The organism is Paenibacillus sp. FSL W8-0187, assembly GCF_037969755.1.
GTDB lineage: Bacteria > Bacillota > Bacilli > Paenibacillales > Paenibacillaceae > Paenibacillus_AQ.
In genome coordinates this window covers 4660894-4673818 of record NZ_CP150206.1, presented here as the reverse complement: position 1 = coordinate 4673818, position 12925 = coordinate 4660894, and the positions used below count along the sequence as shown (strand labels likewise).

General features: G+C 46.9%; 11 protein-coding genes. 9 read left to right on the top strand and 2 right to left on the bottom strand.

Annotation, left to right across the window (positions count from 1 at the left end; translation table 11 throughout):
• Window positions 1-222 precede the first annotated feature (222 nt).
• The 3 genes from MKY48_RS20920 to MKY48_RS20910 all read left to right on the top strand — a co-directional run bounded on the left by MKY48_RS20920 (window position 223) and on the right by MKY48_RS20910 (window position 4408).
• On the top strand, window positions 223-1602 hold the full coding sequence (locus MKY48_RS20920) for a helix-turn-helix transcriptional regulator (protein WP_339290727.1): 1380 nt from the start codon (window positions 223-225) through the stop codon (window positions 1600-1602).
• Window positions 1603-1643: 41 nt separating this feature from the next.
• Window positions 1644-3038, top strand: coding sequence for a helix-turn-helix transcriptional regulator (locus MKY48_RS20915; RefSeq protein ID WP_339290726.1), 1395 nt, complete (start codon window positions 1644-1646; stop codon window positions 3036-3038).
• Window positions 3039-3178: 140 nt separating this feature from the next.
• Window positions 3179-4408 (top strand): MFS transporter, encoded by a 1230-nt coding sequence (locus MKY48_RS20910; protein ID WP_339290724.1) that lies wholly within the window; start codon window positions 3179-3181, stop codon window positions 4406-4408.
• 166 nt (window positions 4409-4574) lie between these two features.
• Here the strand turns inward: MKY48_RS20910 and MKY48_RS20905 are convergent, their stop codons facing one another.
• Complete coding sequence (locus tag MKY48_RS20905; RefSeq protein WP_339290722.1) at window positions 4575-5312, bottom strand: YheC/YheD family protein; 738 nt, start codon at window positions 5310-5312, stop codon at window positions 4575-4577.
• Window positions 5313-5975: 663 nt separating this feature from the next.
• Between MKY48_RS20905 and MKY48_RS20900 the strand changes: the two genes are divergently transcribed.
• Together MKY48_RS20900 and MKY48_RS20895 are read left to right on the top strand one after the other, a co-directional pair.
• Complete coding sequence (locus MKY48_RS20900) at window positions 5976-7205, top strand: chromate transporter (RefSeq protein WP_339290720.1); 1230 nt, start codon at window positions 5976-5978, stop codon at window positions 7203-7205.
• 169 nt (window positions 7206-7374) lie between these two features.
• Window positions 7375-8307, top strand: coding sequence for an NAD(P)/FAD-dependent oxidoreductase (locus MKY48_RS20895; protein WP_339290719.1), 933 nt, complete (start codon window positions 7375-7377; stop codon window positions 8305-8307).
• A gap of 148 nt (window positions 8308-8455) precedes the next feature.
• Here the strand turns inward: MKY48_RS20895 and MKY48_RS20890 are convergent, their stop codons facing one another.
• Complete coding sequence (locus tag MKY48_RS20890; RefSeq protein WP_339290718.1) at window positions 8456-8755, bottom strand: hypothetical protein; 300 nt, start codon at window positions 8753-8755, stop codon at window positions 8456-8458.
• A gap of 149 nt (window positions 8756-8904) precedes the next feature.
• Between MKY48_RS20890 and MKY48_RS20885 the strand changes: the two genes are divergently transcribed.
• The 4 genes from MKY48_RS20885 to MKY48_RS20870 all read left to right on the top strand — a co-directional run bounded on the left by MKY48_RS20885 (window position 8905) and on the right by MKY48_RS20870 (window position 12915).
• Complete coding sequence (locus tag MKY48_RS20885; protein WP_339290716.1) at window positions 8905-9291, top strand: antibiotic biosynthesis monooxygenase; 387 nt, start codon at window positions 8905-8907, stop codon at window positions 9289-9291.
• A 222-nt stretch (window positions 9292-9513) separates the two neighbouring features.
• The gene (locus MKY48_RS20880; protein ID WP_339290715.1) at window positions 9514-10494 is read left to right on the top strand and encodes a MoxR family ATPase; all 981 of its coding nucleotides are present in this window, start codon (window positions 9514-9516) and stop codon (window positions 10492-10494) included.
• Window positions 10495-10507: 13 nt separating this feature from the next.
• Window positions 10508-11614, top strand: coding sequence for a DUF58 domain-containing protein (locus MKY48_RS20875; RefSeq protein ID WP_076322068.1), 1107 nt, complete (start codon window positions 10508-10510; stop codon window positions 11612-11614).
• Window positions 11611-12915: a DUF4129 domain-containing protein gene (locus MKY48_RS20870; protein ID WP_339290713.1), complete on the top strand. Its 1305-nt coding sequence runs from the start codon at window positions 11611-11613 to the stop codon at window positions 12913-12915. The genes MKY48_RS20875 and MKY48_RS20870 overlap by 4 nt, the downstream gene beginning before the upstream one ends.
• Window positions 12916-12925: the final 10 nt, after the last annotated feature.

Sequence of the window (12925 nt, the reverse complement as noted above, 5' to 3'; positions counted from 1 at the left end):
GGATATTTAGTGGACATGGCACAGGACAAGAAACGTAATTTACAACTAGAAGAATTTATATGAAAAAGGTGGCACCAGTGATTATTCATGGTCCACCTTTTTCATATAAATAATTTGAATGCATTTCTGCGTTCACTATTGACCTCAGTTCTACAAAATAATAGCATGTAATTAAATATTTATTATACTAATATTTGGGTTTTCATCTGGGGGTGTTGTTACTTGGAGACGACAGCCACGATTCGCGGAGAAATAGTTAGATATTTGCAGGATCATCGTATGACGATTAACCAATTTGCAAAGATATCGGGTGTCAATAGCGGAACACTCAGTAATATCATAAATGGCAATCGTCCCATGTCTATGCACCAGCTAGACCGGATTACCGAAGGTATGGGGCTGGAAGATGGACAATTCTATGAACTTTATATAACGGAGAGCATTTTCCATACGACTCCCGACTGGCGTAGGCTCGGACCTTTTCTGGGGCGATGTGCGGAGCTAGGTAAACTGGATTGCTTGCATAGAGCAGCACGAATGACGATGGAGAACCTCAATTACGCGCCGATGCTTTTTGAAATGGCGGAGGAATTATTCAATAGGGAAAAGTATAAAGCAGCGGCATTATTGTATGAATGCGTGGCTGAAAGTGAAAAGTTCCAGCATTCAGAAAGGCTTGCATTATGCCAATATCGGCTCTTTGTAATGGAGTTAAGTGACAATGTGGAAGCTAATCTAAAGCTGGCAGTATCTTTTGAGCATTATATTGATAGATTAGATGATGAATATCAATTAGACGCTTATAGAAAACTTATTAATGTGAATATTTCTTTTCAGCGGTGGGACACAATTGAAGTGCTGGCTAGAAAAATGGGTCATAAAGCTAGATTACAATATAAGAACAATTGTAAAATCGCGATTATGAGTGATGGACAGGAAAAGCCCATAATCTTTTACATACTCTATTCATTTCTAATACAAGCGAATGTCCGTCGTGAAGCAGGAAATTTTGAGGAAGCATTAAGTTATCTGTCTATGTATGAAGACCCGGATTGGATAAAGGCACCTTCTGATCAGGAAAAAAAAATAATCAATCAGTTTAAAGAATGGGCAAGAGCGAATCGATACTTATACAGGTTAATGTCTGGAGACTCTGACGTTCTATCTGAATATGTAAACTATGTTGAAGCCAGAACAGATGAGATTTTTACTGCCTTATGTAATATTGTCGTAGCAGCAAATCGACATCGCTTTAACATAGATCATATTCTGGAGAAGTTTAAAGAGTATCAGGCATATAAACCACAACGAAGCCGTCTCGGCAAGATAAGTGAACAAGTTACGATGAACCGATATGCTCGTCTCCTTACCGAGCTAGGGATATACTATTTGAACTCCAAAAAATTTGATCGTGGTTTAACATTTATTATAGATAGTTTGGAGTATTCGATAAGAATCAAAAGCGACAGAGGGATGTTGCGGTGCATGGGGATCTTCGAGCAGTTCCGCCAATACGCATCAGAGGAAACAAAGAAACGGTATAATGATTTGATTGGTGATGTTCAGAAATTATCTGTGTACGCTTGGAGCCCTCAAGTGTAAAGAGAAATGCTAGTTAATAGATTTTTCTGGGGGGTTGTTACTTGGAGACGACAGCCACGATTCGCGGAGAAATAGCTAGATATTTGCAAGAACATGGCTTGACAATAAATCAGTTTGCGAAAATATCAAAAATAAACAGTGGAACTTTAAGCGGCATACTTAATGGAAACCGTCCAATGTCAATGAATCAACTGGATCAGATCACCTCCTGTATTGGATTTAAGGAAGGTCACTTTTACGATAAATATATTTTTGAATGTATATTTCATGCTACCCCTGACTGGAGGCGGATAGGTGCTTTTCTTGAACGCTGTGCAGAGTTGGATAAATTGGATTGTTTACATTTAGCTGCACGAATGGCAATGGAAAACATTACTTACGCACCGATGTTATTTGAATTGGCAGAATCGTTTTATAACGAAAAAAAATACAATGCAGCGGCAGCTTTGTATGAATGTGTTGCTGAAAGTGAAAAGTTCCAACACTCTGAAAGGCTCGCCCTTTGTCACTACCGACTTTTTTTACAAAGATTAAGTGAGAATCAAGAATCTAATTGGCAGGCCGTTGTGTTATTTGAGCCGTACATTGAACGGTTGGATGAAGAATATCAACTTGCAGCATATGTAGAGTTAATAAATGTCAGCGGTTCATTGGGTCAGTGGGATAAAGTGGATTATTTAGCTGTAAAAATGGAATCTAAAGCCATGACTAGATATCAGAATCAAAAAATTGAGTACTCAGGTAATCATCCATTAGTTTTTTATATCTTGTATTCATATTTAGCTCGAGAAAATAGTTATAGTGAACGTGGAGATTATGAACAAGCTTTGTCCTATACGGGCTTTTACGAAAGTCCTGATTGGATTATTGACCCTACCGAAGATGAATGTAGAGTCATAAAGCAGTTTAGTGAATGGGCTGAAGCCAACCGATACTTGCATTCCATACTGGCGGGAGACTATAACGTTTTGCTTGATTATGTGAAATACATCGAATCAAGAGAAGATGAAATTTTTGTGGCACTGTGTCATATTGTGCTCGCAGCAAATCGACATCGGCTCAATGTGGATTATATACTTGAACGTTTTAAAATATATCTCACCTACAAACCTCAGAAAAACCAAATCAGCAACATTAATGTGCACGTCACATTAAACCAATACACTCGCCTCCTCGCCGAACTAGGGATATACTATTTGAATGCTAAACAGTATAATCGCGGGTTATCCTATATCTTGGATAGTCTCGAGTACTCGATCAGAATCAAAAGTGATAACGGGATGCTGCGGTGCATGGGAATCTTCGAGCAGTTCCGTCAATACGCATCCGAGGAAATACAGAAACGGTATAATGAATTCATTCGTGATGTCCAAAAATTATCCGTGTATGCTTGGAGCCCGCTTGTGCAGGGCTCTATCTGTGCGTCTACAGGCTAATGTACAACGCTGAATAGGCGACACAACAGCCCTAAAAGCTGCCATGATAGCCTCCCGAGGCTATGGCCTAATGCCCGGGTTTGTGATAAACTCGGATAAGTTTATTTTTACATATCGCATGAAAGTAAGGAGTCCATGTCATGACATCAAGAACATTAATAGATCAAAACACAAATTCCGCAGGGCGCACATGGATGATTTTTGCAGGTATCATCCTTATTGCTATTAACTTGAGAGCGGCGATTACTTCGGTGGGTCCGCTGATCGGGATCATTCGAGAGGATATAGGAATTTCGAGTACATTGGCGGGTATGCTGACGACGCTGCCGCTGTTGGCTTTTGCTCTATTATCGCCGATGGCACCGGCCATGGCCAAAAAATGGGGACTGGAGAATACCCTTTTGCTGAGTATGGTGGTGCTGACATTCGGAATCGGCATACGCTCGATATCATCACCGTATACACTGTTAATAGGTACCGCATTTCTTGGAATGGCCATAGCCGTAGGGAACGTGCTGCTTCCAAGTCTGGTCAAGCGGGATTTCCCGCGGCATATCGGATTGATGACGGGCACGTACTCTGCCTCGATGAACCTGCTCGCCGCGATCGCATCCGGGATTAGCATTCCGCTGGCTACCCAAGCAGGGCTTGGTTGGCAAGGGTCCCTGCTCATTTGGGGTTCATTGTCCGTCTTAGCTCTGATCGTGTGGATCATCCAGCGCCGCAGTTCCGGAAAAACAGCTGAGGTCAGTTCGACTTCTACCAAACAACAGAGTGTGCTGAGGTCACCGCTTGCTTGGTACATTACTTTATTTATGGGACTTCAATCGTTTACGTTCTACGTGAACGTCTCATGGCTGCCCGAGATTCTGAGAAGCCAAGGCATGGATTATAGTGCGGCGGGATGGATGCTCTCGATTCTCCAATTTGTCAGCTTGCCATTTTCTTTCATTATTCCTGTTCTGGCTGGCCGGAATCCCAATCAGCGTTTGCTGGTGACGATCTCTGCATTATCCATGCTGACCGGATATGCAGGCTTATTTTCCGGCATGTCTTCATTGAATCTGCTATGGGTGATGCTGGTAGGTATTTCAGGCGGGGCCAATTTCAGTTTATCCCTGATGTTCTTCACCCTGCGTACCAAAACGGCTCAAGAAGCTGCCGCGTTATCTGGAATGGCTCAGTCACTGGGTTATTTATTGGCTGCCGTCGGTCCGATGCTGATCGGGTTCCTGCATGATACGACAGGAGGGTGGAAGGTGCCCCTGGCGGTTTTGTCTGCCATTGTTGTGGTGTTGTTCATCTTCGGCTTTGGTGCAGCGAAGCCAGGTTATCTCTCCGTACCGAACGAGGCGAAGCCTGAGGCTTAATACCGATAGAGGTCATCATGACAACGATGAATACCTGTGAGTAAATAGGGCTTGCTGAAAGCGGAAGCGCGGAATCCACCACTGCTGTCGTTCAGGAAGCTCTTCAATTCCTGGGAGGTTGGGGATTCCTTCCAATATTCTCCATCTGTAATAAAAGCTTCTGCAATCATGGTATTTTTTTTGCCATGCGCCGTTTGTTTTCTATAATGGTTCTGTACATTGTGTTATCGGAGAGTTGAGTAAACAACCTATGGCCGGGATATGGATTAGCTTCAAGGATCCAAATGTAGCCATTCTTGTCTATGGCAAGATCAACCCCCAATTCACGAGTCAATTTCCATTTATTAACCGTCTCGGCAATGGTAATGGATAGTTGTTTTATTTTACGAGAACAGGCGTCCACTTTGGTTTGGTTATTCTGAAAGAGCTTTAAGAGAACCTCTTGCAATGGTTCTGCATGCCCTCCTTGATGATAGTTGGTCACAAATTTATGAGGTGCAGCTACACGGGCGACCATACCCGAAATGATCCATTTGTCCTCTGGCTTCTGCAGGTATACACGGATATCAAAGATTTCCCCACGGTACTCCGCCATTCGCAGGCCTTTCTGCACCAAATACCGACGCTTTGAATTCCGATATGAATCAATTACTTTTAAGACAGAGTGAACTCCAACAATCTTCCGACTTGGGCCGCAGCGAACTTCATATCCCCTACTCAATTCATTGACACGGATGATTCCGTTGCCGCCACTTCCGAGATTGGGTTTTATGAAGACGGATGAATATGTTTTCAGCATCCGTAAGATCCTTGAACCTGTCATCCATCGAGTTTCAGGCAAATGTGGACGCAAGATATGATTCTGTAACATTCCCCACTGATCCTTCATTTTTCCAATTGTCATTGAAATCCACCCCTCTTGTTGAATCCCAGGTATAAAGAGCATATTCATCAAACATCCCTGCTGTATAGACTAGTCTCCAATAACTAACAAAAATCATAATGAGTGATATCAGAGGTCACAACATGGTGCTCTCAATAATGGATCAAACAGCAAGAAGGGCATCTCGCAAGATCTAAGATCTTTTGAGACACCCTCCAAGCCGAATCCATTTCATTGGCAGAATGCCGGGTGTAAAGCTCGATCTTTCCACCTCAGCTAGAGCGGGAGATGATTAAGTTTATCACTCGACAAAAGGACCAAGGCAAATACTTTGTTGCAGGTCCGAAGTCCATGGTCGAGTCTATATCCACTTTTCTGCAAAACCAAAACATTACGAAACAAAATATCAAAAAGGATGCTTTTTTGGATTGTAACGAAGCATCGAACAAAAATGAGCCAAAGCTCGGTTGATGACCGAACTTTGGCTCATTCGTTAATTTCGAACGAGACATTCTTCAGATCGTAGCATTCAAGATCCTATATAGATTTTACATAGCGTTTACATAAATGGGTAGATTGATAATGAGTATTTGTTATAATCTGAAATTTGATGATGTTCTTTATACCTTGGGATGCACGAATTAACCGTTTCATTTCAATCAAGCATATGGGGAGCGATGGATTTTGAAACCGGAGACAGAGAAAAAACAAGTACAAGCTCAAGTCGGCAATAGGCAGCCCTCTGGCAGGTGGCGTGCCCTCGGCGAAACCTGGTGGACCGCTCTACAGTTGGGACTCACTTCATTTGGCGGACCGATCGCACATCTTGGATACTTCCACCAGACTTATGTGCGGCGCAAACAATGGCTTGACGAAAAAAGCTATGCGGATCTGGTGGCCCTCGCCCAATTTCTTCCCGGACCGGCTAGCAGCCAAGTAGGTATTGGTGTTGGGATGATGCGAGCGGGATTATGGGGCGGTATCGTCGCCTGGCTCGGCTTCACGTTACCATCCGTGCTCATGCTCATGATCTTCGCCTATTTGATGCAAACTTTCGATCCCGGCTCGGCAGGCTGGATTCAAGGGCTGAAAATTGTCGCAGTGGCCATCGTAGCGCAAGCGGTACTTGGGATGGCAGGAAAGCTGGCCTCAGGTCCCATACGGTCGGCCATAGCGTTAATAGCCATGGCAGTCGTTCTGCTGTGGCAGAGTCCCGTTTCTCAAGTGACGGTCATCGCGCTGGCCGGCATATCGGGACTGTGGTTGTTCAAGCGTCAAGCAAACGAGGAGGCTGCACCCGAGATCAAGATGCCGATCGGACGGAGAGCCGGACTCTTTTGTTTGGGCATGTTTGTAGTATTATTAGTGGGTCTGCCGATCCTTAAAGGGCTGACCGATAATGGTTGGGTAGCCATTGTGGACGGCTTCTACCGAGCTGGATCGCTTGTATTCGGCGGAGGGCACGTCGTTCTCCCGCTGCTGGAGAGTGAGACGGTGCTGAACGGATGGATGTCTAAAGAGGATTTCCTAACGGGTTACGGAGCGACACAGGCTGTACCCGGTCCGTTGTTTACTTTTGCCGCTTACCTCGGGGTCTTGATCCAGGGGATTCCTGGAGGTATCGTTGCTACACTCGCTATCTTTTTGCCTGGATTTCTGCTCATCGTAGGGGCAATGCCGTTCTGGAACAGCATCCGTAGAAACCCTAAACTGCAAGGCATGCTGACAGGCATGAATGCGGCAGTGGTCGGGATTCTGCTGGCCGCTTTGTATCACCCGATATGGACATCCTCCATTCATAGTCCGCTTGAATTTGTGATCGGAGCGGGTCTGTTCGGGATGCTGATGTTCTGGAAGAGTCCTCCGTGGCTCGTTGTGATTGCCGGTGCATTAGCCGGACAGCTCCTCCTGTGATTCATTGGTTTGGACCTCGGCGCTTTGTGCCGGGGTCTATTTGATTTTTCAGGGAGTAAATCACGGCAGATTGGTTAATTATTTAGGGTGTACCTCTCTTCTTGAAGTATATCTTGAAGCAAAGAGTTCTTGCTCTTAATTCGATATAGAAATGAGTGGATAAACCTACATGTTGGATAGCGAAGTGAAAGATTGCATAATCATTGGCGGCGGAATTGCAGGTCTGCAGGCGGCTATACAGCTGGGGCGGTATTCTGCCTACGATGTCCTGGTGATCGACCGGGGAACGGGGCGGTCCACCATATGTAAGAGCTACCGCAACATCCTCGGATGGCCGGATGGGGTCCCTGGTGAAGAGCTCAGGCGGCGCGGACGTCAGCAGGCGGAATCTGTCGGTGTAAAGTTTGCTGCCGATGATATCCGGAAGGCGGGGCGTGATGAAGCTCAATATTTTGTGTTAACCGGTAAAGATGGAGTTCAGTACAGGGCCAAGACCTTGCTGCTCGCAACAGGCGTGATGGACCGCTTTCCCAAGCTGCCAGGCCTGATGCCCACGCTGGGCACATCCGTTTTTGTATGCCCCGATTGCGATGGTTATGAAATTCAGGATCGAAAGACCGTCGTGATGGGATCGGGGGATCCCGGTGCCAGTATGGCCGTGCTGCTATCGGAGCGGACCAAGGATATCATCTACATCAATCATGAGGGGGAGCCAGCTTCTTCCGAGCATATGTCCCAATTGGCTGAGCTCGGGATTCCATATATAGAGAAAAAGGTGTCGGAAATTCATGAGGAGGGCGGCATTCTATCGGCCGTCGTGTTGGAGGATGGGAGCATTGTGTCCGCAGAGCGGGGGTTCATATCTTTTGGCGGGAATATGATCTATTCCGAATTGGCCGAGCAGTTGGGGGCAGAGCTGGAGCACAATCGTCATGTCAAGACCGATCCAAGGTCCAAAATGACGAGTGTCGAGTTGCTCTGGACCGCTGGTGATCTGGGCGTCCATTCCGAATTAACCACCGTGGCGATGGGTGAGGGTGCGACTGCCGCGATCTGGATCAACAAGACGCTAAAGAAGATGACTAGCGGGGCTGTTACTTGATGTTATAGAAATAGACCCGAATCATTAGAAAACGACGATATGATTCCGTAGATAAGCATTCTAAAAAACCCGCCTGATCAGGCACGGCATGAGCGAGAACGGCCGGTGGATCAAGGCGGGTTTTGTTAAATAGTACGCCGATCGGCATTTACAGACCGAATCGGGTGATATGCTCTTCGAGCCTATACTTTTGCAGTAATTCGGTTTGCTTGGGACCGATCAGATCAAAGTGCGGGTAAGGTAGGCGATAATGGATATATTCCGGATTAAGTCCGTTGGATACACACCAGTCCTCAAGGCGCTGGATGTTCGAGCAGCCTACTTTGGTTACGGTATGGAACTCCGGAAACCGCTTGTCATACCAATAATGGGTCAAAAAAGCGATGTCTCCTTGTGCGACCTTCTGCTTCCATTGCAGCAGTTCCTGTCTCGAGATGCCGAATGCCATGTTTGTCTCATCCTTATAAGTATATTCATGCTTCTCATTATATCAGCATATACTTGACTGCACCTACTTGTTTTCCTAGTATGACGCTGCCATATACAAGCGTTACGGTTTACCGTTGAACGGAAGGATATCGAAGAGGGGGATGCGATATGATACTGGAATCAGCGATACTTTATATCAAGCCAGGGCTGGCAAGCGAGTTTGAAAGTGCTTTTCGTGAAGCTTCCGGCGTTCTGTTATCGAAAAAGGGATATGTAAGCCATGAGCTTAACAAGTGCGTGGAGAACCGGGATGAATATATATTCCTCGTTCGCTGGAGCGGCATTAAGGATCACCTGATCGGCTTCCGTGGGCATCCGGACTATAAGCTATGGAATGCCTCTCTGGAGCCGTATTATACCCGACCGCCTGAGGTTAAGCATTATATCGATATCCGGATCGATAGCCGCGAGCAGGCTGAGGCGGAGCTGACTAAACTATTGATCCCTGAGAGCGGGACGGATTCAGCTTCCCATGAAGAAAGGACGGCAGAATAATCAGATCTTAAAAATATCACTTCATACGTCAATAGGGTGCATTCTCGGAAGCTGTCCTTGGACAGCTTCTTGGCGTATCGGAAGCACAGGGGATCGGGATATATTTTCATGGTAACAGAAGGAGAAGCCGGTCTATTATGCAATCGGTCTTATTTTGTCCCGAATAACAGGAATTATGGGATGTCATGACGAACTTTGTTGTAAAGTTAAACTACATAAGGAGTGGTTACAATTACTATAGATTATCATGGCGTTCGCCGTCTTGCCGATGACATTCGAGCAAACGTTTCCAAAGTTATGGTAGGTAAAGAGCAGCTGATTGACAGACTGTTTATTGCCATGGTTACTTCAGGTCATGTTCTGCTGGAAGATGTGCCAGGTACAGGTAAGACATTGCTGGCTAAATCCATCTCGAAATCGATAGATTGCACGTTTAAGAGGGTGCAGTTTACGCCGGATTTGCTGCCGTCGGATCTGAGCGGCATTTACTTCTATAATCAACAATCCACGACGTTTGAATTTCGTCCGGGTCCTTTGTTCACGAATATCCTTCTAGCCGATGAAATTAACCGGGCGACACCCCGTACGCAGTCCAGTCTATTGGAGTGCATGGAGGAACGCCAGATCAGCATTGACGGGGTAACCCATCAGTTGGAAGAACCGTTTCTGGTCATCGCGACGCAGAATCCGCTAGAACAGCAAGGAACGTTTCCGCTGCCGGAGGCACAGCTGGACCGCTTTCTGTTCAAACTGAATATGGGATACCCTACTTCGGAGGAGAGCGTGAATATTCTGAAGCGATTTAAAGAGGATCAACCCTTGGAGTCACTAATGGCAATTGCAACATCTGAGCGGATTGTACAAGCCAGACATATCGTCAGCAAAGTACATGTCAGTGACGAGATGTTATCTTATATCGTTGCGCTTTCCGAGCAATCGAGACGGGATGAAGCGGTTGCCTCCGGGGTAAGCCCAAGGGGCTGCCAAGCCTTATTGAAGGCTGTGCAGGTACAAGCAATCCTGAAGGGCAGGGAGTTTGTTACCCCTGATGATGTGAAGGATTTGGCTGTCCCGACATGGGCGCATCGGTTGAAGCTTCGCGGGACGCTCCACAGCCGCGGCGGTGCTGCAGCGGCGGAAGAAGTGATCGAACGGTTGCTGCAGCAGGTTTCCGTACCGACTGAAGAAGGCATATCGTCGTAGGGGGCGAATAGCTATGGGAGCCTACTGGATATTGTTCATCGCCGCTGTGGTCGTCGTCGTGCAGGGCAAGCTTTTCAAACGGATGGCCTTGAAAAGGTTGAACTACAGCCGCTCCTTCAAGGTGTCGACTTGCTATGAGGGAGATTCCGTGGAATTGATCGAAATCATTGAGAACCGCAAAGCGTTGCCTGTACCCTGGTTAAGGGTGGAATCCCAATTCCGCTCGGGTCTGGCATTTGATAATCAATTGAACCTGGATATCAGTGAGGGGCAATTCAATCAGAATCACAAGAGCTTCTTCAGTCTTCTGCCTTGGACCAAGATCCTTCGCAGACATCGGATTACCGCTAAGCGCAGAGGCCTGTATAAGCTGGGCACAGTATCAATGACGACGGGGGATCTGGTCGGAATGGAGTCGATTGTGGAGAGTAAGACGTTGTCCGGTGGCATTATCGTGTATCCGATGCCGATGGATGTGTCGGACATGGCCCTCCCGGTCCAGACTTGGATGGGCGAAATGCTGGTCCGAAGATGGATCTTGGAGGATCCTTTCCTGATATCGGGCGTGCGCGAATATCGCGACGGCGATCCGCTGAAGGATATTCAATGGAAAGCGACCGCTCGGACAGGCACCCTACAGGTCCACAGGCGGGATACCACAGCTGACAGCCGACTCTTGATTTATCTGAATATAGAGGATCATGAGCAGATGTGGAGCAAAGCGACGCGGCCGGAGCCGATCGAGTATGGCATCCGCCTGGCGGCTGGCATTACAGCTCATCTATTGTCACAGGGAATGGAGATCGGAATGGGGACGAACGGAACGCTTGGCGAGGATTCAACCGATGAAGCATTCGTCCCCGTTGCAGGCGGCATGACGCAGCAGCAACTGATCTTCGAAATGCTGGCGAGACTGGAGCTGACGCGAAAGGCTTCTTTTCATGATTATTTGGTCCATGAACTGTCCCGGCATGAAGAGGCGAGAGATATCCTCATTCTGAGCACTTATGTCAGCCCGAGGCTGGAAGAGATGTTTCAGCGATTTCGGGACCATGGGCACACGATTCAGGTATTTCCTCTCGATGATGTGCCGTCTCCTGCAAAGGAGGTGTCTGCATGACCTCTCGAGGCACTGGGTTTATAAAGGCTTTCTTGCAGGGATTCGTGGAATGTGTGCTCTATTTTCCGGTTCTCTTTATTCCGGCGTTCTATCTGCTGCCTGAATCGTACCACTGGGTATGGCCAGTCCTAGTATTAGGCGGGTACTTACTTGGCTATACAGGTGCGCGATGGTTTAATCTGGATCGTCAGTTTAAGGCAACCTTATGGGCTAGCCTGGTTTCCATTACGGTATCCATCGCTTTCATAGGCGTTGATTTGACTCTTATTTATTTCATCCCTCTGATATTTATTGCCAGTTATCGCGGAAGCCGAATGGAGCAGGGAAGCTGGAATTTGATGTTTCCGGGGACTTATTTCTTAATAGGTTTGATTCTGTACGGGGTCAGCAGTTTTATGCTAAGTTTCATGGATTCATTCCAGGGTGGCATATCATCTCTGACCTGGATGGGGGCAGCGGCTTTAGGACTGACCCTGTTGATTGTCAATCGACAGTTGGTGTTGGATGAGACACTGCCAGGCAATGATCAACCCATATTGGAACGGCGAGTTCTGCGCTACAATCGCTGGTTTATCATCGTATTGTTGCTTCTGGTTGCGGTGGTCGCTTTTCTTCCGCAGCTGCAGCAATGGGTCTCTGATATGGCGCGGGGGATCGCTGCATGGATCTCCGGATGGTTCGGCTCCGGAGCGGAGCAGGCCCCGGAGCCGCCTTCGATGTCGGAGCCTCCGCCCGAAATGCCATTCCTCGATGAAGAAACCAAGCCGCCGAGCCCATGGATGAAGGTATTGGAGCAAGTGCTGATCTATGGCGTGTTCACCGCTATCGGGATCGGGATTTTGTATGTTCTGTTCAGGTTTGGCAAAGTACTGCCTAAGCTGTACCGAAGATTCTCTGCATGGATGAACAGGATGATGAACAGACAGAACGTTCAGCCCTCACTAGGTTATGAGGATGAAGTGGAGAATATTGAACATGACCCGGCATCCAAACGACTAAAACGGCTGTTGTCCGGTATGCGTATCGGCGGAAAGTTTCGAGCAGGAGAAGGATCAGAGCATCTGAATGAGAAAATTCGCCAAATGTATCGGATGATACTTTCCCGAAGTATCAGGGAAGGCTATCATTGGAAAGCATCGCTAACACCGCGGGAAACCGAAAGCGATCTTAAGGAATGGGACGGAAGGAAGGATCGTATTCCACAATCCTTGATCGAGCTTTACGAGGAAGCCCGATATGGTACACGTACCATTACGGAAGAAGAAGTTGAACGGCTGCAATTGAATAGGAAGCATACATGAGGAGTGGACA

Bases quoted from the DNA above. Each gene is read 5' to 3' on its own strand.
- MKY48_RS20910 (WP_339290724.1), top strand. From the start codon at position 3,179: ATGACATCAAGAACATTAATAGATCAAAACACAAATTCCGCAGGGCGC.
- MKY48_RS20905 (WP_339290722.1), bottom strand. From the start codon at position 5,312: ATGACAATTGGAAAAATGAAGGATCAGTGGGGAATGTTACAGAATCAT.
- MKY48_RS20895 (WP_339290719.1), top strand. From the start codon at position 7,375: ATGTTGGATAGCGAAGTGAAAGATTGCATAATCATTGGCGGCGGAATT.
- MKY48_RS20890 (WP_339290718.1), bottom strand. From the start codon at position 8,755: ATGGCATTCGGCATCTCGAGACAGGAACTGCTGCAATGGAAGCAGAAG.
- MKY48_RS20885 (WP_339290716.1), top strand. From the start codon at position 8,905: ATGATACTGGAATCAGCGATACTTTATATCAAGCCAGGGCTGGCAAGC.
- MKY48_RS20875 (WP_076322068.1), top strand. From the start codon at position 10,508: ATGGGAGCCTACTGGATATTGTTCATCGCCGCTGTGGTCGTCGTCGTG.
- MKY48_RS20870 (WP_339290713.1), top strand. From the start codon at position 11,611: ATGACCTCTCGAGGCACTGGGTTTATAAAGGCTTTCTTGCAGGGATTC.